The sequence below is a fragment of the Sulfurimonas sp. RIFOXYD2_FULL_34_21 genome (genome assembly GCF_001830805.1).
Classification (GTDB): Bacteria; Campylobacterota; Campylobacteria; order Campylobacterales; family Sulfurimonadaceae; genus Sulfurimonas.
This window is the reverse complement of sequence record NZ_MICH01000011.1, coordinates 279715-300775: the sequence shown is the minus strand read 5'-3', so window position 1 is coordinate 300775 and position 21061 is coordinate 279715. Positions and strand designations below refer to the sequence as shown.

21 protein-coding genes are annotated in these 21061 nt (G+C 36.1%); 5 read left to right on the top strand and 16 right to left on the bottom strand.

From position 1 onward, the window contains the following. Positions 1-44 precede the first annotated feature (44 nt). Genes A2530_RS09045 through A2530_RS09010 form a run of 8 tightly spaced genes read right to left on the bottom strand, consistent with a single transcriptional unit; the run spans position 45 to position 7580 of the window. Positions 45-1361: an aminotransferase class V-fold PLP-dependent enzyme gene (locus A2530_RS09045; protein WP_294882894.1), complete on the bottom strand. Its 1317-nt coding sequence runs from the start codon at positions 1359-1361 to the stop codon at positions 45-47. Continuing rightward, positions 1354-2913 (bottom strand): nitrite/sulfite reductase, encoded by a 1560-nt coding sequence (locus A2530_RS09040; RefSeq protein ID WP_294882896.1) that lies wholly within the window; start codon positions 2911-2913, stop codon positions 1354-1356. Before A2530_RS09040 ends, A2530_RS09045 begins: the two co-directional genes overlap by 8 nt. Before the next feature lie 8 nt (positions 2914-2921). Beyond that, positions 2922-4328, bottom strand: a complete 1407-nt coding sequence (cysN, locus tag A2530_RS09035; RefSeq protein ID WP_294882898.1) for a sulfate adenylyltransferase subunit CysN — start codon at positions 4326-4328, stop codon at positions 2922-2924. A 1-nt stretch (position 4329) separates the two neighbouring features. Then, positions 4330-5241, bottom strand: a complete 912-nt coding sequence (gene cysD / locus A2530_RS09030) for a sulfate adenylyltransferase subunit CysD (RefSeq protein ID WP_294882901.1) — start codon at positions 5239-5241, stop codon at positions 4330-4332. A gap of 22 nt (positions 5242-5263) precedes the next feature. Then, positions 5264-5965: a phosphoadenylyl-sulfate reductase gene (locus tag A2530_RS09025; RefSeq protein WP_294882903.1), complete on the bottom strand. Its 702-nt coding sequence runs from the start codon at positions 5963-5965 to the stop codon at positions 5264-5266. A 12-nt stretch (positions 5966-5977) separates the two neighbouring features. After that, the gene (locus tag A2530_RS09020; RefSeq protein ID WP_294882906.1) at positions 5978-6208 is read right to left on the bottom strand and encodes a DUF2061 domain-containing protein; all 231 of its coding nucleotides are present in this window, start codon (positions 6206-6208) and stop codon (positions 5978-5980) included. A gap of 5 nt (positions 6209-6213) precedes the next feature. Beyond that, positions 6214-7137: a cysteine synthase A gene (cysK, locus tag A2530_RS09015; RefSeq protein ID WP_294882909.1), complete on the bottom strand. Its 924-nt coding sequence runs from the start codon at positions 7135-7137 to the stop codon at positions 6214-6216. After that, entirely contained in the window at positions 7134-7580 is a 447-nt protein-coding gene (locus A2530_RS09010; protein WP_294882911.1) for a DUF4395 domain-containing protein, read from the bottom strand. Before A2530_RS09010 ends, cysK begins: the two co-directional genes overlap by 4 nt. Before the next feature lie 231 nt (positions 7581-7811). Here A2530_RS09010 and A2530_RS09005 point away from each other — a divergent pair, with 231 nt between their 5' ends. Then, positions 7812-8216, top strand: coding sequence for an Rrf2 family transcriptional regulator (locus A2530_RS09005; RefSeq protein ID WP_294882914.1), 405 nt, complete (start codon positions 7812-7814; stop codon positions 8214-8216). Between the two features lie 16 nt (positions 8217-8232). Here A2530_RS09005 and upp read toward each other — a convergent pair whose 3' ends face one another. Continuing rightward, positions 8233-8862, bottom strand: a complete 630-nt coding sequence (gene upp / locus A2530_RS09000) for a uracil phosphoribosyltransferase (RefSeq protein WP_294882917.1) — start codon at positions 8860-8862, stop codon at positions 8233-8235. Positions 8863-8969: 107 nt separating this feature from the next. On the opposite strand from upp, the gene A2530_RS08995 reads away from it, so the two are divergent. Further along, positions 8970-9395 carry a DUF4395 domain-containing protein gene (locus A2530_RS08995; protein WP_294882920.1) on the top strand — a complete coding sequence of 142 codons (426 nt, stop codon included), beginning with the start codon at positions 8970-8972 and terminating at the stop codon, positions 9393-9395. A gap of 3 nt (positions 9396-9398) precedes the next feature. On the opposite strand, the gene A2530_RS08990 is transcribed toward A2530_RS08995, so the two are convergent. The 4 genes from A2530_RS08990 to A2530_RS08975 form a co-directional block, all read right to left on the bottom strand. Then, a complete protein-coding gene (locus tag A2530_RS08990; RefSeq protein ID WP_294882923.1) occupies positions 9399-9794 on the bottom strand; it encodes a hypothetical protein in 396 nt (131 codons plus the stop codon). Between the two features lie 258 nt (positions 9795-10052). Further along, positions 10053-10595 carry an iron-sulfur cluster assembly scaffold protein gene (locus A2530_RS08985; protein WP_294882926.1) on the bottom strand — a complete coding sequence of 181 codons (543 nt, stop codon included), beginning with the start codon at positions 10593-10595 and terminating at the stop codon, positions 10053-10055. A gap of 2 nt (positions 10596-10597) precedes the next feature. Beyond that, positions 10598-11035 carry a dCMP deaminase family protein gene (locus tag A2530_RS08980; RefSeq protein WP_294882929.1) on the bottom strand — a complete coding sequence of 146 codons (438 nt, stop codon included), beginning with the start codon at positions 11033-11035 and terminating at the stop codon, positions 10598-10600. Between the two features lie 2 nt (positions 11036-11037). Continuing rightward, a complete protein-coding gene (locus A2530_RS08975) occupies positions 11038-11874 on the bottom strand; it encodes a SurA N-terminal domain-containing protein (protein WP_294882932.1) in 837 nt (278 codons plus the stop codon). A gap of 89 nt (positions 11875-11963) precedes the next feature. Between A2530_RS08975 and gltX the strand changes: the two genes are divergently transcribed. After that, a complete protein-coding gene (gene gltX, locus A2530_RS08970) occupies positions 11964-13361 on the top strand; it encodes a glutamate--tRNA ligase (RefSeq protein WP_294882935.1) in 1398 nt (465 codons plus the stop codon). An 87-nt stretch (positions 13362-13448) separates the two neighbouring features. Next, positions 13449-14489 (top strand): SO_0444 family Cu/Zn efflux transporter, encoded by a 1041-nt coding sequence (locus A2530_RS08965; RefSeq protein WP_294882938.1) that lies wholly within the window; start codon positions 13449-13451, stop codon positions 14487-14489. Positions 14490-14500: 11 nt separating this feature from the next. Here A2530_RS08965 and A2530_RS08960 read toward each other — a convergent pair whose 3' ends face one another. Continuing rightward, the gene (locus A2530_RS08960; RefSeq protein ID WP_294882941.1) at positions 14501-15889 is read right to left on the bottom strand and encodes an HD domain-containing phosphohydrolase; all 1389 of its coding nucleotides are present in this window, start codon (positions 15887-15889) and stop codon (positions 14501-14503) included. Positions 15890-16002: 113 nt separating this feature from the next. On the opposite strand from A2530_RS08960, the gene A2530_RS08955 reads away from it, so the two are divergent. Beyond that, positions 16003-16536 (top strand): alpha/beta hydrolase, encoded by a 534-nt coding sequence (locus tag A2530_RS08955; RefSeq protein ID WP_294882945.1) that lies wholly within the window; start codon positions 16003-16005, stop codon positions 16534-16536. Here A2530_RS08955 and A2530_RS08950 read toward each other — a convergent pair. Together A2530_RS08950 and A2530_RS08945 are read right to left on the bottom strand one after the other, a co-directional pair. Next, positions 16529-18664, bottom strand: coding sequence for an alpha/beta fold hydrolase (locus A2530_RS08950; RefSeq protein WP_294882947.1), 2136 nt, complete (start codon positions 18662-18664; stop codon positions 16529-16531). The genes A2530_RS08955 and A2530_RS08950 overlap by 8 nt on opposite strands. Before the next feature lie 9 nt (positions 18665-18673). Further along, complete coding sequence (locus A2530_RS08945; RefSeq protein ID WP_294882950.1) at positions 18674-21061, bottom strand: acyl-CoA dehydrogenase; 2388 nt, start codon at positions 21059-21061, stop codon at positions 18674-18676.

Below are 21061 nucleotides of genomic sequence, written 5' to 3'. Positions count from 1 at the left end.
CTACTTTTACTTGTGATTGTACAGTTGTACCAATTTAAGAAGACTTAATTTTCAAGAGTTTTAACCCCTTTTTTTATCGCCTCAAGAAGATTTTGAATATCTGATTTTTTCTGAGTAAAATGCATACCTATCCTAATCCAGCCAGGTTTTTCTCCAAGAACAAGCTGATCTTTAAGTCCAAGTAAATCATGCCCGTAAGGACCTGCACACGAACATCCAGCCCGTGTCTCAATACCGTATCTTGATGAGAGTGCTTTGCATAAATCGTATGGATCTAAATTCCCGATATTAAACGAGACTATACCTATATTTTTCTCTCTTTTATTTCCGTATATTTCACAGTTTGGTATCTTTTGAAGCTCGTCTAAAAAAAACTTTAATAATTTATCTTTCTCTTTTTTAATAAAGTCAAAACCTATCTCGTTTCTTAGCTGATATGCCAAAGAAGCTCTAATAAACTGCAAAATACCTGGTGTCCCTGCTTCTTCTCTTACATGTAAATCAGTGTCGTAGGTATGTGTTGTTTTGCTCACGTACGAAAATGTTCCTCCGCCGGCAAAAGTAGGAGGCAGTGTGTCGTCTATTATGTTTTTTCTTACTATCAATAATCCGCATGAGCCTGGGCCGCCTAAAAGTTTATGAGCAGAGAGAAACATTGCATCATAAAGAGTACAATCAACATTCATATATGCAGATGATGCCGCAGCGTCAAAACATACTATAGCACCGTATTTTCTTAAAAGTTTTGATATCTTTTTATATGGAGTTATAATGCCTGTTACATTTGAAGCTATGCAAAAAGAGCCTATTAATTCTCTATGTGAATTCTCCCTTAAAAGCTCTTCAAACTCAGCAAAGTCTATAAGCCCATCCTTGTCAAGTCCTATTCTTACCACATCGCAAAAAGCCTCTCTGTAACTTATCTCATTTGAGTGGTGCTCGTATGGTCCTACAATGACAAGAGGCATATCATCTTTTTTTACATCTATTTTATATCTTTTTGCCGTCGCCGGAGGAATATATATTCCGACAAGCTCTTGAAAACGTTTAATAGCCGCCGTTGCTCCGCATCCGTTTGGAATAATAACAAAGTTATCGTCTATTTCTAGATTTTCATAAAGCTTCTCTCTTGCTTTCTCGTAATACTTACCGGTCGTAGCCGCCATACCAGCCTCTTTTGAGTGCGTATTAGCGTAAGTTTGTAAAACTTCCAAGATTCTATCTTCTATAATTTCATAGGCAAGACCTGAAGCGGTGTAATCAAAATAGTTTTTTTTATGCAGACCTATCGTGTATATGCCAAGCTCCTCTTTTACATCGCCTCTGCATAGTAAAATAGGACGAAATATATTTTTAGCCATCTGTTTTTTCCAAAGCATAATCATGAAAATTTCTATGAGAACTTAAAATATACTCTTTGATAATTCCCTCTACTACGCTCTTTGCTCTATCTGGAGTAAATTTTATACCGCTTTTCTTGCCAAAACTACTTTTCTCGCCACAAAGACGACCTCCTAAAATAAGCTCAAATCCCGTGCGGATTCCATCTTCTGTTTCGACTTTACACCCCATAAGTCCAATATCTACAATATGTGGATGTGCACATGAGTTTGGGCATCCGTTTACGCTAATTGATATTGGTTCATTAAAATCAGCAAACTTCTCTTCTAAATGCTCTACAAGAGCATCAGCTAAAGCTTTTGTCTCAACAATCGCAAATTTACAAAAATCAACTCCCGTACATGAGAGTTTTTTTGCCCTAAATGAAGATGGATTTGCCAAAATCCCAATCTCTTCAAGCGCATCTGACATTTTGGATGCATTTTTACTATCTACATCCGTTATAACAAAATTTTGTGAAACACTCGCTTTTATGCTAGAAGCGTTATACTTTTTCATGATTTTTACAAGTCCAAAAAGCTTATCCGCCCCCAGTTTTGCTCCTTTGCTAACACATCCTATATAGCTATCTTCATCAGAGATACTTTTATGAATACCCAGATGCCCTCTTTTTTCATGCGGCGTACAAATCGGTTCTTCACTCTTTTTTATAACAAAATCAATGTTTTCATGCAAAACTTCAACAAATTTTTCAACCCCAAACAAATCTAAAAGATGTCCGAGTCTTGCCTTATTTCTATTGTCTCTGTTTGCATAAACTCTGTAGATATTTGTCACGGCTTTAACAACCGCCAAAACATGTACTGGTCTTACATATCCTATATAAGAAGCTATACGCTTGTTTGAAGCGAGCCCGCCTCCTACGCTCACGTCAAAAAATACTTCACCGTCCTCGGTCTCTCTTGCGTTAAAACTCAAATCCTGTATCTCATGTGAAATACAATGCTTAGAGCATCCACTAATACCGACTTTATATTTTCTTGGAAGATTAGATAGCTCTTTATCTGTCTCAAAATATCTGTTTACGTTTTGGACAATTGCGTTTACATCATATATCTGCTCACTATCAATTCCGTTTAGGGCACATGTAACCACATTTCTTGGAACGTCTCCTGCCGCAAAATATGTACTCAACCCCACATTTTGCAAAGATGCGAATATTTCCGGCAAATCTGCAATTTTTATAAAGTGAAACTGTATGTCCTGCCTTGTCGTAAACTCTGCCGTACCTCTTGCATACACTTTTGAAATCTCTGCTATCGTCTCTAGTTGCTTAATATCAAGCTTACCTTGCATAAGCTTTACGCGAAGCATAAAATAAAGCGTAGAATCTTCTTTATCTTGAAGATTTCTGTTTTGCGTATAAAGTCCATACCATTTAAAACGATCTATATCTTCTTGATCTATCTTTTTTTTTGTCTGTGCATAACGGTATATATCGTTTAACACCTCTTGAGGTTCTTTCTCTTTTTTTATCCGCTCAGCTCTTTGAGCTTTTGTCTCTTTTGCCATTTTCTTTCCTAAAAAATCTCTCTGCTTTGCCAATGAGGAAAATGTTTTCTCACCAGTGCATTTAACTCAACTTCAAATTCACAAAATTCAAAAGACGTCCTACTATCTTGCGATTTTTGCACAATCATTCCAGCTCCAAGCGTATTATTTGTTACTCTGTCTATGATGATAAAACTTCCCATTGATTTGTTTTTACTGTACGAATCATAAGCAAAAGTACTCTGAAGCTCAAGTTTTGCATGTCCTATCTCGTTTAGATTAAGCACTTCTGCACCTTGTTGTTCTAGCGTGTTTACATCTGTTTTGTAGTAAAATTTATCTATCCTTCCGACACTCAAAGACGAAGCTCTTTTTATAAAATACTGTTTATGTTTTACCAGAGGTTCTTCACTCATCCAGACTATATTAACATCAAAAGCGTCGTTGATATCTGGTTGTTCATCGCTTTTTACTATGATATCGCCCCTGCTTATATCTATCTCATCTTCCAAAGTTATAGTAACTGCCTGTTGTGCGTATGCGTAATTTAAGTGTCCATCATAAGTCACTATCTCTTTTACCTTTGAGCTCTTTTTTGAAGGCAAAACAGTAATATTATCTCCGACACTTACAATGCCCGAAGAGATAGTTCCGCAAAAGCCTCTAAAATTGAGATTTGGTCTGTTTACATACTGCACACTCAGTCTAAAGTGAACTAAATCTCTGTCGTTTCCTATCTCTATATTTTCTAGCAGATGCAAAAGTGTCTCGCCTTTATACCAAGGAGATTTTTGGCTTCTCTCAACAACATTATCGCCATTTAGCGCCGAGAGCGGTATAAGCGTAATATCATCACTAAGCCTAATCTCTTTTGCAAAAGAGAGATAATCTCTTGATATCTTCTCATAGACATCTTGACTAAAATCGACTAAGTCCATCTTATTTACAGCAACAACTATGTGTTTAATTCCAAGCAGTTTTGCTATAAAAGAGTGCCTTTTTGTCTGCGTCTGTATGCCATATCTTGCATCTATTAGAATTATCGCCAAATCTGCCGTGCTCGCACCTGTCGCCATATTTCTTGTGTACTGTTCATGCCCCGGTGTGTCGGCAATGATAAATTTCCGCTTATCGGTTGTAAAATATCTGTACGCAACATCTATGGTAATACCCTGTTCACGCTCACTCTGAAGACCGTCAACAAGCAGCGAGAGGTCAAACTCTCCCTCAGTTGTGCCGCTTTTTTTGCTATCTTTTTTTATGGCTGCTAGCTGATCTTCAAAAATCATCTTTGAGTCATGCAAAAGTCTTCCTATTAGCGTGCTTTTGCCATCATCAACACTTCCACATGTAATAAATCTCAAAAGCTCTTTATTCTCATGCTCCCTTAAATAACTCTCTATATCCGTTGCTATTTTTGTCTCTAATACCGACATGTTAAAAATACCCCTCTATTTTTTTCTTCTCCATTGAACCCGTTGAATCATTATCTATGACTCGTCCTTGCCTCTCGCTTGTTTTTGTCAAAAGCATCTCTTGAATAATCTCTGGCAGAGTCGTTGCATTTGACTCAACCGCTCCAGTTAGAGGATAACAACCAAGAGTTCTAAAGCGAACACTCTCTTCTTTTATCTCTTCGCCCTCTTCAATCGGCATTCTCTCATCGTCCACCATTATCTTGACTCCGTCTTTTTCAACGATTGGTCTTTTTTTTGCAAAATAAAGAGGAACAATAGGAATACTCTCTAAGTATATATACTGCCAAATATCAAGCTCCGTCCAGTTTGAAAGTGGGAAAACCCTTATACTCTCGTCTTTATGGACTCTTGAGTTATACAAATTCCACAATTCAGGTCGCTGATTTTTCGGGTCCCATCTATGGTTTTTATCTCTAAAAGAGTAGATTCTCTCTTTTGCTCTGGACTTCTCTTCATCGCGTCTAGCTCCGCCAAATACAGCGTCAAACTTGTATTTGTTTAACGCCTGCTTCAGCCCTTCGGTTTTCATAATGTCGGTATGAACCGCCGAACCGTGAACAAAAGGATTTATATTTTTCTCTATTCCCTCGGGATTGGTATGAACAAGAAGCTCAAAACCCTCCTCTTTTGCCCTTTTATCACGAAACTCTATCATCTCCTTGAACTTCCATTTAGTATCTACATGTAGAAGAGGAAATGGGAGTTTTGCCGGGAAAAAAGCCTTAATCGCAAGGTGTAACATCACGGCAGAATCTTTTCCTACCGAGTACATCATTACCGGATTGTCAAACTCTGCAACTACCTCTCTTAATATATGAATCGATTCAGCTTCAAGCTGTTTTAAATGTGTCAATCTTTTTGTATCTAACACTGTTTTGTCTCCTTTTTATAACTTATTGTTTATGCAGTCCGCACTCTTTATGCTCTGGGTTTTCCCACCACCATCTTCCGCTTCTTATATCCTCGCCATCTTTTACGGCTCTACTGCAGGGCGCACACCCAATGCTAGGGTAGCCTTTGTCGTGCAGAGCGTTGTAAGGAACTTTATTTTTTTTGATGTAATCCCAAACTTCTTGTTCGCTCCATAAAATAAGAGGATTGAGCTTGATAAGATTATTTCCCTCATCCCACTCGCAAAGATACATATCTTCCCTTGTTGGGCTCTGCTGGGCTCTTAAACCTGTAATCCATAAATCAACACCTTTTAGGGCTCTTTTTAGAGGTGCTATTTTTCTAACATAACAACACTCTTTTCTATTTTCAATCGACTCGTAAAAACCGTTAATTCCCTGTTTCTTGTAGAGCTTTTCAACATCGCTGCTCTTTGGAAAATAGACCTTTATTTTTGTATTGTATTTTAAATTTGTTCTTTCCATCACATCATATGTTGATTGTGGAAGTCTTCCCGTATCTAATGTAAATATTTTAGCTTTTTTGTCAAGTTTGCAAATCGTGTCTGTTAAAACCTGATCTTCAGAACCAAAACTTGAAGATAGTGCAATACGTCCCCTATACTCTTTTAAAAAATACTCCAGAAGCTCTTCAAGCGAAGTATCTTTAAATTTTTCGTTTAATTTTTTTATTGTCTCTTTCATAACTTATCCTTGCTATATATGATAATCGTTTACACCAAGCTTGTGTCTTCCGAAATCTGTTTTATTCCATGCTCTTTCATGGTAATAATACAAAACCATTTTTGTAAAAAGTTCGATGGAACCTATTGATGCCGCCATTGTAAGACTTCCCGTTATTATGTACGATATGACCATCGTATCCAGAGTTCCTAGCGTCCTCCATGAAATTGTCTTTACTATCGATCTGTATGCTTTTTCTTGCATAAAATTTATCCTTCACTCTCATACAATCCACAACTCAAATACCTCTCTGCAGTATCACATAGAATCGTTACTATTGTTTTAAACCTATTATTAGGTCTCTTAGCCACTTTAGTTGCGGCAAATACGTTAGCGCCCGACGATATTCCGACAAGCAAACCCTCTTCTTTTGCAAGATACCTTGAGGTATTTATCGCATCTTCATTGCTTACTGCTATTATCTCGCCGTATATTTTTGTATTTAAAACATCAGGAACAAATCCTGCCCCAATCCCTTGAATCTCATGCGCTCCCGCCTCTTTGCCGCAAAGTACCTGCGAATTTAGCGGTTCAACTGCAATTATTTCTATATCTGGATTGTGAGCTTTTAGAATCTCTCCTATTCCTGTTATAGTTCCGCCTGTTCCAACACCTGCAATTAGTATGTCAATTTTCCCCTCGGTATCTTTTAGTATCTCAAGAGCCGTAGTTTTTCTGTGCACATCAGGGTTTGAAGGGTTTGAGAACTGTTGCAAAATAAAACTGTTATTTGTAGCGGCACTAAGCTCTTTAGCTTTTCTGACTGCACCTAACATTCCCTCATTGCTGTCTGTTAAAACAAGCTTAGCACCTAGTGCTTTCAAAAGTGTTCTTCTCTCCATGCTCATGGAATCAGGCATGGTTAAAATAAGCTTTAAACCTAAACTTGCACATACGCTTGCAAGCGCGATGCCGGTGTTTCCGCTTGTTGGCTCGATAATCGTGCTATTTTCATTTATCAGCCCCTCTTTTAGTGCCGTCTCAATCATATTTTTTCCGATTCTGTCTTTAACGGAGTGTGTAGGGTTCATAAACTCACATTTACCCAATATCATGGCATACTCGTTTGCTATCTTTAACTTTATCAAAGGCGTATTGCCTATAAGTTCCGTGACGTCTTTTGCATATTTCATAATGATTCCACCTCTATTTTATTTCTTGCAAGCATCTCATAAAACCTGCATGCAAAACAGATATCTTTAAGTGCTTCAAAAATCTTCCATACGGTAAATGAAACAAAAAGTAAAAGTGCGACGCTGCTTTGAAAAACAAGCTCTGTAAAAAGTGCTACCAAAAGCATTGTCAAACCTACATGTAAGGCAAACTCTTTTGCTCTTGTATCTGCAACCCTTTTTTTGAATTCAATAAGATTTACTAATATCAAAGATATTATGTAAATAGGACTTAAAAAAGGTGTCATATATATTCGCACTAGCAAGTCATAAATCAATATATAAATAACCTGCTCATTCGTGCTAAACAAGTATGCGCACATTAAAACAACAACCAATGCGGCATCTATTTTCGTCTGATTTTCATCTACTTCATTTTCTATTTGATGTTTTATCTGTGACATCTTCTCTCCTCTTTTTAATTAGTTGAGCGAAGTATAATGAGTTATTTTTATAATGTCAAGTGATTTCGTCGTGTTTATCTATACTGATTTAATCAAGATACTTAATAAGCCCCAAAATCTAGGCTTTTTGTCTTTTAATAAAATATTTCTAATTACAAGTAAATTACTTTACATTATTTATATGATTAGTGTATACTCTCTTTTATAGAATAGTTTTACAAAGGATTTATAATGTCGCTTTTATCAACCAAGGGGTCTTACGGTTTGGCTGCAATATGCGAACTTACCAAACACAAAGATGATTCTCCGATGCATATTAAAGATATTGCTCAAAATGCAAATATTCCGCAAAACTATCTTGAGCAGCTGTTAGGAAAACTAAGACGTGCCGGAATCGTAAAGAGCATACGCGGTGCAAAAGGTGGTTACGTTCTTGCAAAAGATCCAGAAAATATAAAAATACTAGATATTTTAGTAGCACTCGAAGATGAGCTTAAAATTGTGGACAAACAGGTTGATCACCCTGTTATTAATCTATTTTTTGGAGATATGCAAGATAGCATAAAAGAGCTTTTTGACATAAATATACTTAAGCTTGCAGAATATAAAAATAGATTTTTAAACTATACAATATAAAATAAACATTAAGGGTTCAAGAACGTTTTAGCGTGTTGTATGAACGGTCTCCTGCATCGCCAAGCCCTGGTATTATAAATTTGTCGCTGTTTAATTTCTCATCTATCTGCGCTATGTATATATCAATATCCGCATAAGTAGAACTTACGACTTCAAGCCCTTGCGGTGAGCCTATTATGTTTAATGTGATTATCTTTGACGGCTCTCTTTGTTTAATAAGCTCTATAGCATCAACCATTGAGCCTCCGGTTGCAACCATCGGATCAACCAAAATAACGGTTTTACCTTTGCAATCAGGCAATCTGTCGTAATACAAAACGCTTTTATGCGTTACTTCATCTCTCTTCATTCCCAAAAAACCAGCCGACGCTCCGACTAAAAGGTCAACCGCGCTATCTAACATCGGCATACCTGCTCTAAGAACCGTTGCAACGACTATATTATCTTCGTCAATAACATTAAAGCTCTCTTTTCCTCTCCATGTAGTAATGCTTTTTTGAACTAATTCAGAGTTTTTAAGAGCTTCATACATAAGCTGTTTTGTAATTTCTTCAACGGTATGTCTAAAACGAAGTGCATCGCTACTATAATCCCTAAGATGAGTTACGAGTGTTTTTGTAAGAGGGTTTGAAAGTTCATATATCATAAGTAACCTTTATACTATAAAACAAAATTCTTTTTTTAATTGTACTCTGTTTTTTTCAAGATGGCAGTATAATTGCGAAAAAGAGATATCAAAAATTTTGGAGTATAATGAAATCATGTCCTGTCGTATTTAAAAAAGTTGATGAGAACGTCTTAAGAATTTTAGCAGGATTTATATCTGCACTCGGAATAATATTTATAGCAAGTTCGCAAATCTTTGTTCTATTCCTACTTTTGTACGATTTTTTTGTTCGCGTATTTAACTGCCATAAAATAAGTCCGCTTTTTTACATAAGCATACTTGCTACAAAGGTTTTAAAACTTAACAAACGCGAAGTCGATGCAGGGCCGAAGGGATTTGCTTCAAAACTTGGACTGATTCTTGTTTTTTGTGCACTAAGTGCATCTGTTTTAGGATTTTCACTAACTGCGGCAACACTTATAGCAATTCTTGTCATTTGTGCTCTCTTAGAAGCGCTTTTTAGTTTTTGTATTGGATGTCAAATCTACTTTATCATTAAAAAATTTATGTAGCTCTTAAGAGAGGATTTGTCTTAGCTGCATAGCAAACCATAGTATTGCTAGATTTAAAAAAAATATCATTAAAGAACTTCCGCGCGATACTATTTTTTGTATTATTGAGCGTTCTTGTTTATGTGTTTTAAATGCTATTTTCATATGAATAATGGTTAAAATTGTAATTGCACCGACATAAAAAAGTTTATGACTCATCATGTATCCCAACCGAGATTCATTGATATCAAGTGTCAATACATCAATTAGGTTAAAATGAAAAAACATAAAAGAACCCGTAGCCAAAAGAACTGCAAGCCATACGCTCTCAAAATAACCGTAAAGCGGTCCTAAATGCTCATAAGTTTGAGCTTGAGCCTCTTTGCCTTTTAAAAATATTCCAAGTAAAAACAGTAGCAAGGTACCGCCTATCCATGCTGTTGCAGCCAATATGTGTATATATAAAACTATATCTATAATGTTATCTTCTTTAATTGGTTTTTAATTTTTAGATTATATTGTAAAATAGCAACCATACAAATTGTCTTTATCAAGTTAATTGACAAATTTAAAAAAATCAGGATTTAAAAATGAATAAAATTACAATATGGCACAACCCAAAATGCTTAAAATTGAGCCAAGAGAGCTTATGAGAACAAAAGAAGAGTTTATAAACTCTTAAGCCTCTTTAGAAGCTTTTTGAACAAAATGACATTCGGTAGTAGAGTATGGGCATGTCTTTGATATGCTCAGTTCAAACTGCTCCTCTTCTATACCGCCTTGTTTTCTATCATAGTGACGCATTGCCGCTCTAAAGGCAGTAAGAACCATATTTGCACTGTCTTGATGCTCGGTTGAAACTCTCTCAACCTGCTCGCCTTCGGGCTTTGACGTATCGACTTTCGGTACAGGTATAGCCGCATAACTATCATGTAAATTTTTTTCTAGGTTTGCAGTAGTTTCAAGAGCACTCTTTATCTCATCGCCTTTTATCATCTCGGTAAAAAGAGAGCCTAAAGTAGTAGTATCTTGAGTTCCGTTTGTACCGAATTTTACATCGACTATAGACTTCTCGTCTCTTTTGATATACATAATCACATAACTTTTTGTCGCATGGTCTATACCGACTCCGATACAATCCGCATCTTCAAGCTTGCCGTAATTTTCAGGCTGCATAAGATGTTTTCCTATTTCAGCTTTTAAATCTTTATCTTCGCTCATTTTTATTCTCCAAGTTGTTCAATGCTTACGCCGTTATCTTTGATAAATTTTGAGATGATAGCGGAGTGGTTGTGTTCGTATGGTTTAAGATATACGATTCTCTTTATTCCGCTTGCTATGATATTTTTGCTACATTCACTGCAAGGCTCAAGAGTTACGTATATCGTGGCATCTTCGATACAGATTCCTTTTCTTGCCGCCCAGATTATTGCATTCATCTCTGCATGTATTTCATAAGTTTTTGACCACTCATGATGATTGGATGTATATTCGCCGTCCCAATGTTCACGGCAGTTTATATATCCGGCAGGTGTGCCGTTATAGCCGGTACTTAATATTCTTCCGTCTTTTACAATAACTGCGCCTACTTGTTTTGAGACACACTTTGAAGCGGTAGCTAACTCTTGTGCTATATTTATAAAATTTTTATCACTTAGCATCTCTACTGGGCATCTCTTATAATTTGGATATCTGCGTTATTTCTTAGTCTTGCAAAATAATCGCTTAAAACCTGCTCTCTTTTTTGAGCCATTAGAAGATTTGTTATCTGCTCTTTTAAACTATTGTAGTCTGTTTTTTCATTACTATATGTCTGTTTTAGGTAAAAAGTCGTATAAAAACCCTTTCCTTCAGAGAAAATCGAAGTAAAGCTGTTTGGCGCTGTTTTTTCCAAAAGCTCTGCTAATTCTGGAGAAATTTTATCATAAGGAAGAGTCTGCTCATCTTTTTTAATATCTAGTGAGTAAAATATAGGATTTGTTATTTTTTTTTCAAGTGCCTCTTTGTTTCTTGAGGTATAGATTACTACTTTAAATGCACTCGGATGTAGAAATTCTGCTTTGTGCAGCTCATAATACTCTTTTGTTTCATCATCACTGGAAGGCTCCATAGAGGAGTAGGCTATTGCCGCATACAACTTTTGAGACAAAAGTCTCTCTTTTGTTTTCTCTTTAAACTCTGCAGAATTTAGTCCGCTAGAGTTTCTAACAACTTCATAAAACTCGTTTATATCCATTTTGTTCAAAGATGCCGTTTTTTTGATTTCATCATAAACATCACTATTTGAGACACTTATTTTTCTCTCGTTTATCTCTGCAACTTCAAGCTTTTTTCTTATTAAAATATCTGTTGCTATATTAGCACTTGCATTTGTTTTTCGCATCTCTTCTTTGATATCGTAAAGAGTTATGACTTCTCCCTTTACCACGACGCTAACGCCGTTAATCAACTCTGCACTAAGCAAGGTACCGAGAATAAGGGATAAAAATATTTTATACATCTGTTTTTCCTATAAATTAAAAATAGTATTTTACCCGCTTTTAACAAATGATAGCCTAAAATTCGACAACTATTTTATAAAGGCTTTTTATGATTGTCACTCGTTTCGCACCAAGTCCTACGGGCTATCTACATATCGGCGGCTTAAGAACTGCTCTTTTTTCATATCTTTGGGCTAGAAAAAACGGCGGCAAATTTCTTCTTCGTATTGAAGACACCGATAAAGCTAGAAACTCGCAGGAGGCTGCAGCGGCAATACTGAAAGCTTTTGAGTGGCTGGGTCTTGAACATGATGGAGAGATAACCTACCAATCACAAAGAGACGATATTTACGCAATCTACATCAAACAACTTTTAGACGAAAAGAAAGCCTACAAATGTTACATGTCAAAAGAGGAACTTGCAGAACTTCGTGAAACTCAAATGGCAAATAAAGAACGTACCAAATATAACGGCAAATATCGTGATTTTGAAGGAGAAATGCCTGATGACGCAGAGTGTGTTATCCGTATAAAAGCACCTCTTAGCGGCGATATAATCGTTAGAGACGGCGTAAAAGGCGATATAACTTTTAAAGCAGAAGACATACTTGACGACTTTGTAATAGCTAGAGGAGACGGTTCGCCTACATATAACTTTGTCGTGGCGATTGATGATCATTTAATGGGAGTAACGGAAGTTATCCGCGGAGACGACCATCTCTCAAATACACCTAAGCAGATTGTTGTTTACGAGGCTTTGGGATTTGAAGTGCCTAAGTTTTATCATGTACCTATGATTCATAACTCTGAGGGCAAAAAACTTAGCAAACGTGACGGTGCAACGGATGTTATGGCTTACAAAGAAATGGGCTACACTCCCGAAGCTCTGCTAAACTTTTTAGTACGTCTTGGCTGGAGTCACGGGGATCAGGAAATTTTTTCAATGGATGAGATGAGAGAACTTTTCAATCCAAAAGACATAAATAAATCTGCATCGATTTACAATACCGAAAAACTTGACTGGCTAAACTCTCACTACATAAAAAATAGCCCAAATAACGCTCTTGCAAAACTACTTGAGCAGTACGGTTTGGTTCTGACTTCACATGATAAAAAAGAGATTTTACTCGATGCTCTTAAAGAACGTGCAAAAACATTAAAAGAGATGGCAACACTTGTAAATGAAATAATTTTGGCTCCGCTGTCTTATGATGAAAAAGCGGTTGAGAAGTCATTTAAAGCAGATGCGATAGAGATTTTAAATGCTTTTAAAGAAAAAGTAATATCATCAGATGAACTTCATCTGCCAAGCGATTATCATCATCTTATGCAAGAAGTAGTTAACGAGATGGCAATAGGCTTTGGGAAAATAGGTCAACCTCTACGCGTTGCACTTTTAGGAAAAATGAGCGGCCCGGGACTTGATAGCGTCATGGCGATTATCGGCAAAGATGAAACTATCCTTAGGATTTCAAACGCCATTGCCGCAAACACTGCTAGTGTGTAAAAGGAACTCGTTCCTTTTACTTTGCTAAGGTCGCTCTGCCACTAAAGCTTAATTTCTTACGAAATTAGAAATATGTAAGGAAAACAAATGGAACTTATCACTCTTTTTTTTATAGCACTGCTTGAACTTAGCAATGCCATGTCTTTGTATATTCTCTTAGGTTTGTTGTTTGCGGGTATTTTGCATGAGCTGGTATCCGAATCACTTGTTACAAAGCATCTTGGTCGCGAGAACATAAGTTCAGTTATCAAAGCAACCGTTTTTGGTATCCCTCTTCCGGTATGTTCATGCGGCGTAATACCTCTTGCCTCAAGCATCAAAAAAAGCGGAGCGAGCAAAGGCTCTACTCTCTCTTTTCTTATCTCTACACCCATAACCGGAGTCGATTCTATCCTTGCTACATTTGGCATGTTTGGATGGATTTTTACGATTTACAGAGTCGTAACCTCTATGATAATTGCCATGGTTGCCGGAATATTAACAAATATTTTTGATAAAGATATAGTTCAAAAAGATATAAAACTTACAGAAGAAGAAACCCACTGCTGTTGCTCATCGGAGTCATGTTCTACAGATAATAAAAAAACAAAATTCTCATTAACCAAAGCTCTGCATTATGCTTTTGTGGATTTGCTTGAAGATATAGCAAAACCTCTTTTTTGGGGTTTGATTTTAGGCGCATTGATAACGATAGCCATACCTCAAAATTTAAGCACTATTTTAACAGACAACGCTTGGATATCATACTTTATTGCTATCATTATAGCCGTACCGATGTATGTTTGTGCAACCGCTTCACTACCTATTGCCGCGGCACTTATGTTAAGCGGAGTTAGTGCGGGTGCTGCTTTTGTATTTTTAAGTGCCGGTCCTGCCACAAACACTGTTACTATAGGTGTAGTTAAAAAAATGTTAGGTACAAAATCTCTGTATATCTACTTATCAAGTATAATTCTGGGAAGTATTATTTTTGGTCTAGGGCTTGATTATATATTTGACATTAACAGCATCGATGTAAAGTCTTTAATTCACACACATGAAGAATCGGGTATTTTAGAGATACTAAGCAGCATTGTTTTATGGGGGCTTATGCTATTTTTTATAACAAAATCATACTTGAAAAAATAACACAAACTATACTACGATAAACTTTTAAGCGCTTCTACGTATTTATCTATATTTTTTAACAATATATCTACTAACTTAGGGTCAAAATGTTTGCCTCTCTCATCTTTAAAAACAACAACAGTATCAGCTATCGACCACTCTTCTTTATATACTCGTTTAGACAAAAGAGCATCAAAAACATCAATAATAGCAACAATACGTGCATATATGCTAATATCTTCTCCTTTTAACCCTTGCGGGTAGCCTGTTCCGTCATATCTTTCATGATGTTCATATGCGATAATAGCAGCAATTTTTAGTATCTCACGTTTTGAATTTTTTAATATACCGTATCCAAAAAGTGCATGTTCTTTCATATTTTCATACTCTTCTTGCGTTAATTTTCCCGGCTTATTCAAAATAGCATCCGCAATCCCTATTTTTCCTATATCATGAAGAGGCGATGCTATCTCTATAAGCTTAAGTTGTTCATCGCTTAAACCATACTCTTTTGCAAGCATCCTGCTAAGTACAGCAACGCGTTTAGTATGCATTCTTGTAGAATTCGAGCGAATCTCCTCTATCTGCCCTACTGCAAGCATTGTCTCTTTTAGAGTCAATTCTATCTCTTCGTTTAAAAGCTCCAACTCTATATTTTTCTCTTTTAGTTCATTCTCTTTTTCTATAACTGTTTTGTTAAATTTATTTACGCTTGATGCAACATCTTCAAACTCTTTGCTCTCATATTTTTTACTGTCTATATTTTTATGCGAAAAATATGCCATCCTTGCTTCATCAATAATACTTAAGAGAGGTTTGCTGATATAACGCTCTATTACATGGAACATATTAAAAACAACAATCAAAGCAAATAGAAGTAGAGCCGTAACAATCATATAACTGTTTTTTAGTACAAATTTCTGATATGAATCAATATCCATGCCTATTTCTACCGCACCCAAAACACTACCGTCTTTTACACGATGACACTGCAGACATTCTGTATTTGCAATGTATGGAACAATAGATTTAACCTTACCGAGCCTGTCGTTCCAGCTTGTATAAACCTCTTTTTTTTCTAAAATAGCTCTAATATTATCATCTAGTTTTTTCTCAGATAAAGTAGCCTCGCCATACTCTTTTATAACAGCATCGGCGCGGATTATTTTAATAGTTTTTATATCATGAACAGATGAGATTTCATCTAAAAAATATCCGCGTTTGTCCATTATGCCGGCTTTCATATGTGACGTGAGACCTGCTTGTATGATTTCTGCAATTGAATGAATTTTATTTTCTACGATAAACTGAAAAAAAGCTCTGTAGCTTAAGAGTATTATAGAGATAATAACCAGTGTGGAGACAATAAATACTTGCAGTAAGCGAGTTACCGTTATAGTTTTAATACTTCTCTTTTGCAAACTGTCGCCTCAAGTTAAAATAGTTTTTCGTTTTTGATTATAGGCTTCTTTAGCTTATCTTGTTCTTTTATTATATTTGCTATACTTTTTACAGATTTTAATAGGAGCATATAGTGAAAAAAAGGGTTTTAGTTTTACACGGCTTAGGCGGAAGCGATTTCCCTCACTGGCAGAGCTGGTTATCGGCGGAAGTTGCGAAAGATTATGGATGTGTAAGTTTTCCAAAACTACCAGATTTCAATTCTCCTAATAAAGATGCATGGATGGAGCAATTAATTAAAGAGTTAGAGGATTTTAAACCTGATATTGTTATTTGCCACTCTTTAGCAAATATTCTATGGTTTCATGTTTGTAATCAATTTAAACTACATGTAGTAGAAAAGCTCTACCTTGTAGCTCCGCCTAGTTTAAAATGCGATATGGATGAACTAAAGAGTTTTTACCCTTGTGAAGTACCGAAAAATCTATATGCCAAAGCATCATTGCTTATTACTTCTACAAATGACAATTATATGAAGAAAGAAGAAGCGATATCGCTTCAAAAAATGCTCAATATCCCTATGAAAATCATGGAAAATGCAGGACATATTAATGCTTCAAGCGGATATGGAGAGTGGTCATGGATATTAGAAGAAATTACTAGTTAGATTTTATGAACTCTGTGATTTTTTCAAAAACTTCCTGATTCACACTGTCATCTAAAATGACAACATGCTTACTACTGTTTACTAAATACTTCTCTTTTTGAGTTGAGCCGACTCTATCATAAATTAAATCAGCACTCTTTGGATTAACTATAGGGTCTTTATCTGCTTGAATTATAAGAGAAGGTATAGAGATATCCTTTAATTTTTTTTCTGTAGCGTCAATTAACTCTTTCCACTCCCCTATTGATGAAGTATAGTGTTTTTTATAGCTTATCTCAGGGTATTCAGGTTCACTCTCATACATGTCATATTCAGAATCAAACAGCGATAAAAAACTATCAATTACATTATGATTAGGCGAAATATAATTTGCATGTATATCATCAAGCGATATAGCACTGTTTATGCAGACCACTCCGTTTATTTTTCTTGTTGAGTTAGCTGCTTTTAAAAGAGCTATTAAACCACCTGTTGAAAAACCGCATAAAAATATCTTTTTGCTTACACAAGATAGTGCCGTGTAACCTATATCAAATGAGTCATACCACTCCTTATAAGTTGTATCTCTTAAATCTTCGGGCATAGTTCCGTGCCCTTTTAATCTTATGGCATATACATTAATTCCGTTTGCAAAAAGATACTCAGCCAAAGGTTCTACCTCGCGTGACGCAGACTTGTAACCGTGAGATAAAACACATCCCGTAGTGTTTTTTTCATCATACAAAATAAAGGGTTTTCCTATCTCCTTAGGCTTAGTGTCAAAAACCGAATAAAACTTATTATAGTCATGATTGAACTGTGCCGTATCACGATTGTAAATAATATAAAAAACCTCTTTATAAACTATATGCATATCTTTTTGAACATTGTGTTTTGCACACTCGTGAAGCTCATGCAGTATTATCGTCTCGTTTATTAAAACACGAAGAATATTTTTAACTCTTATAGTATGAAATGTATGCTCATTTTTAAAATTATCCCTATTTATAGTATATTTATCACTATCGGCAACGATAATATTCTGTTCTAGCGCCACTTTGAAAATATTATCAAACAGTACATTTGGCTCATCATTTAATAATTTGCATAAACTTGCATCCAAAGAGCTATCAAGATGATATATCGCCAACCTCTCAAGTTCTCTTGAGAGAAGATATATTTTTGCTTTTAACTCTCTAATGCTAAACTCATCATTTAACATGTACTCCAAACAGAGTCCAAAAAGATGGTCAAAAGTAATTAGAATATTTTTATATACCTCATTCATCATCATATTAGTCAAAGCTACTCTGCCTCGCTCAATAACACTCTCCTCATTAATCTCTAAATTATCTTTCTTTAAATCCCGTTTTATATGAAATAAAAAAGCTTTAACGTCAATAGGCTTTGAAAAGTGTACATGTACTTGAGAGTTTAGAAGCAGATTGCTCTCTATATCAATCTCCTCTTCTACGGATTCTCCTTTTGCGTCTATATATTTATGAGCAAAGTTAGAAATACTGTTTTGTCCTTTTCTTATAGGAAAATAAGATACGTTTATCGGGATAATCAGCGTATTGTTATATGAGAGTTCCTCTTTTTCGTCAATAAAATAGTTCTCTTTAAACTCTCTTATAGCTTCAACATCGAAACGGTTATTTGCTTCAAAATATCTGCTTTTTTCAAGCTCACTTTTAAGCGCTAAAACTGCCGAACCGGTAAAAATATCGTGAAGCCCTTTTGGATTTTCCACCATAAAGGTATCTTTGGATAGAAGCACTTTTTTACTCTTTATCATAAATCCTTCAGGATAAATCAGCCAATTATCACGTCCTGTAAGCAAATCCCCCAATATTTTCTCATTTCTATATCTATCTTTTGTAGATACCGTACCGACTGCATTTAAATAATCTATCGTTGCGGTTGTAAAGATAGTATGATCCGCCAATGAACGCACTTTAAAGCCTAGTTTTTTATAAATAACATAAGGCAGTAAAAAAGTTTCTATTCTTGTAAAATGGTTAGCGACAAAGAGAGTCGGGGCATTTGTATTTAGATTTTTCTCACCGCTAAAAGTGATTGAGTTTGCCATAATTTTTTCTACTATGCTTAAGACAAATTGAGAAGCTTCATACATTTTATTTCCCATAACAGACCTTTATATTTCTCTTTTTAAATACTCATCAATCATAAAACCATCAACTTGAACTACCGCTTCTTTAGCATCTTTTGCTCTCTCTAATAGATTTTTCTCATCCGCAGTAATTATGCCTGTTTTGAGTGCCTCATCTATAAGTGAGTAAACACTCTGCTTTGGAAGTTTAGCGTTTTTGATAGCATTTTTTATTTTTTGTACTATACCTGCCGACTCTTCATTCAATCTCATAGCATCTTCAATCTCTTGATATCTTTTTGAGTAATAGATTCCATCTATCAACCTATCTCTTATCTCGCCTCTTGAAGCGATACTATGAGCCAAATCACGAGATAGTTTATCACTGACACCTCGCCCAAGCGAATTAATAGTCATATACCATTTAACCGGTTTAAACAAAAAGTTTACTAGTGGATTTGTAAAGAGATTAGCCGCTATTTCATTATAGGCATTTTGCATAATTCTTAACTGCCAATCGCCGATATAGCTGATAAAAATATCATCGGCTTTGTCCGCATCCGCTTTGTAGCGGCGAAGAGTAGCACTTAGAAGATACATGCTAGAGAGTATATCCCCGAAACGCCCCGTAATTTTTTCTCTTTGTTTTAGACTTCCGCCGTAATATGCCATGATAAAATCGGATAAAAAGGCAAAAGTAGCACTGCTCCACGCAAGTTTTTTCTCATAATAACATCCGACTCCGCTAGAAGTTGATTTATGCAGATAACCTCTTGTTAAACTCAGCAGTGTCATCTTAAGCATATTTCTAAGAGTCAATCCTACATGTGAAAAAAATGCTCTATCAAATGCTTTTACGTCTCCTGATTCAACAGCCGTTATTTCACTATAAACGTGAGGATGACATCGTATAACACCTTGTCCGTATAAAATTAGCGTACGAGTCATAATATTTGCACCCTCGACCGTAATGGCTATAGGTGCTCCCATATATGCATGTCCTAAAAGATTTCTCTCTCCTAAAGATATTCCTGCACCGCCTACTATATCCATAGCATCGTTAATAGAGCGTCTAAACATCTCCGTTGAGTGATATTTCATAACCGCATTAATTACTGAGGGTTTTTTACCGCCATCTATTGCTCCAAGCGTAAAAATTCTTGCCGCATCTAACATGTAAGCATTAGCGGCAAGTCTTGCCAAAACATCTTCAATACCCTCAAACTTTGAGATAGACAACCCAAATTGCTCTCGCACGCTCGAATATGCACCTGCGACCGCGGCAGAGAGTTTGACTCCGCCGCAGCTTACCGAAGGAAGCGATATCCCGCGCCCGACGGAGAGTGACTCCATCAGCATCTGCCAACCTTTAGATACTCCGTTTATCCCTCCTATAACATCATCTATCTTTATTATCACGTCTTTACCGCTAATTGGAGAGTTTATAAACGGAATATTCAGCGGATCGTGGCGTTTTCCTTGAACTACACCCTCTAGTTTGGCATCTATAAGAGCACATGTAATTCCAAGCTCTTTGCCTTTTTTAAGCAGCTCTTTGGGGTCTCTTAACACAAATGCCAAACCGATAACGGTTGCAACTGCTCCCAAAGTAATATAGCGCTTATTAAAATTGAGTTTTATAAATATCTCGCCGTTTTGCTCGAATAGCTCTCCGCTTGAGGAGATAGAAGTAGCATCACTTCCTGCAAGCGGTTCGGTAAGCGCAAAACACGGTATTTCTCTACCGTCGGCAAGGCGAGGAAGATAGTAATCTTTTTGTTTTTGCGTGCCGTAATGAAGAATCAACTCTGCAGGTCCAAGCGAGTTTGGAACCATGGTAGTAATAGAGAGAACTTGAGAACATGATGCCTGTTTTTGTATAACGGCAGAGTGTGCCAATGCAGAGAAACCAAGTCCTCCATACTCTTTTGGAATAATCATTCCAAAAAATTTGTTATCTTTTAGATATTGCCAAACTTCAGGACTCAAATCTCTTTGTGCAAAAACCTTAAAATCATTTGTTATCTCACAAACACGCTCGACTTTTGTATCTAAAAACTCCTTCTCCTCATCCGTTAATTTCGGGTATGATTCACTGAGTATTTTTTCAAAATCGGGAGAACCGGAGAAAAAATCTCCCTCTATCCAGACATCCCCTGCACGAAGAGCAATTTTTTCGGTATCTGATATGCTCGGCATAAGACGTAATTTTTTAACAGCTAAAAGTAAAGGCGATGATATGATCACAATCCTCAACAAAGGAATAAGCAAAACAAGATTAAGCGGAATATATATCATCCAAAAAACCAAAGTCGGTGTAAAACAAACGGCTATAACGCCTATCATAAGAGCGGAAATTATCCAAAACGACATACCTCTATACCAACTAACAAGCAAAGCGGTTACAAATACAAATATTAAAATTAGTTGCAT

Excerpts from the sequence above, each read along its gene's own strand:
- cysN (WP_294882898.1), bottom strand. The coding sequence starts at position 4,328 with ATGTCGGTATTAGAGACAAAAATAGCAACGGATATAGAGAGTTATTTA.
- A2530_RS09025 (WP_294882903.1), bottom strand. The coding sequence starts at position 5,965 with ATGAAAGAGACAATAAAAAAATTAAACGAAAAATTTAAAGATACTTCG.
- A2530_RS08995 (WP_294882920.1), top strand. The coding sequence starts at position 8,970 with ATGAAATCATGTCCTGTCGTATTTAAAAAAGTTGATGAGAACGTCTTA.
- cysK (WP_294882909.1), bottom strand. The coding sequence starts at position 7,137 with ATGAAATATGCAAAAGACGTCACGGAACTTATAGGCAATACGCCTTTG.
- A2530_RS08950 (WP_294882947.1), bottom strand. The coding sequence starts at position 18,664 with ATGGGAAATAAAATGTATGAAGCTTCTCAATTTGTCTTAAGCATAGTA.
- A2530_RS09010 (WP_294882911.1), bottom strand. The coding sequence starts at position 7,580 with ATGTCACAGATAAAACATCAAATAGAAAATGAAGTAGATGAAAATCAG.
- A2530_RS09045 (WP_294882894.1), bottom strand. The coding sequence starts at position 1,361 with ATGGCTAAAAATATATTTCGTCCTATTTTACTATGCAGAGGCGATGTA.
- A2530_RS08945 (WP_294882950.1), bottom strand. The coding sequence starts at position 21,061 with ATGCAACTAATTTTAATATTTGTATTTGTAACCGCTTTGCTTGTTAGT.
- A2530_RS09020 (WP_294882906.1), bottom strand. The coding sequence starts at position 6,208 with ATGCAAGAAAAAGCATACAGATCGATAGTAAAGACAATTTCATGGAGG.
- A2530_RS09040 (WP_294882896.1), bottom strand. The coding sequence starts at position 2,913 with ATGGCAAAAGAGACAAAAGCTCAAAGAGCTGAGCGGATAAAAAAAGAG.
- A2530_RS08980 (WP_294882929.1), bottom strand. The coding sequence starts at position 11,035 with ATGCTAAGTGATAAAAATTTTATAAATATAGCACAAGAGTTAGCTACC.
- upp (WP_294882917.1), bottom strand. The coding sequence starts at position 8,862 with ATGATATATGAACTTTCAAACCCTCTTACAAAAACACTCGTAACTCAT.
- A2530_RS08975 (WP_294882932.1), bottom strand. The coding sequence starts at position 11,874 with ATGTATAAAATATTTTTATCCCTTATTCTCGGTACCTTGCTTAGTGCA.
- A2530_RS08965 (WP_294882938.1), top strand. The coding sequence starts at position 13,449 with ATGGAACTTATCACTCTTTTTTTTATAGCACTGCTTGAACTTAGCAAT.
- gltX (WP_294882935.1), top strand. The coding sequence starts at position 11,964 with ATGATTGTCACTCGTTTCGCACCAAGTCCTACGGGCTATCTACATATC.
- A2530_RS09005 (WP_294882914.1), top strand. The coding sequence starts at position 7,812 with ATGTCGCTTTTATCAACCAAGGGGTCTTACGGTTTGGCTGCAATATGC.
- A2530_RS08985 (WP_294882926.1), bottom strand. The coding sequence starts at position 10,595 with ATGAGCGAAGATAAAGATTTAAAAGCTGAAATAGGAAAACATCTTATG.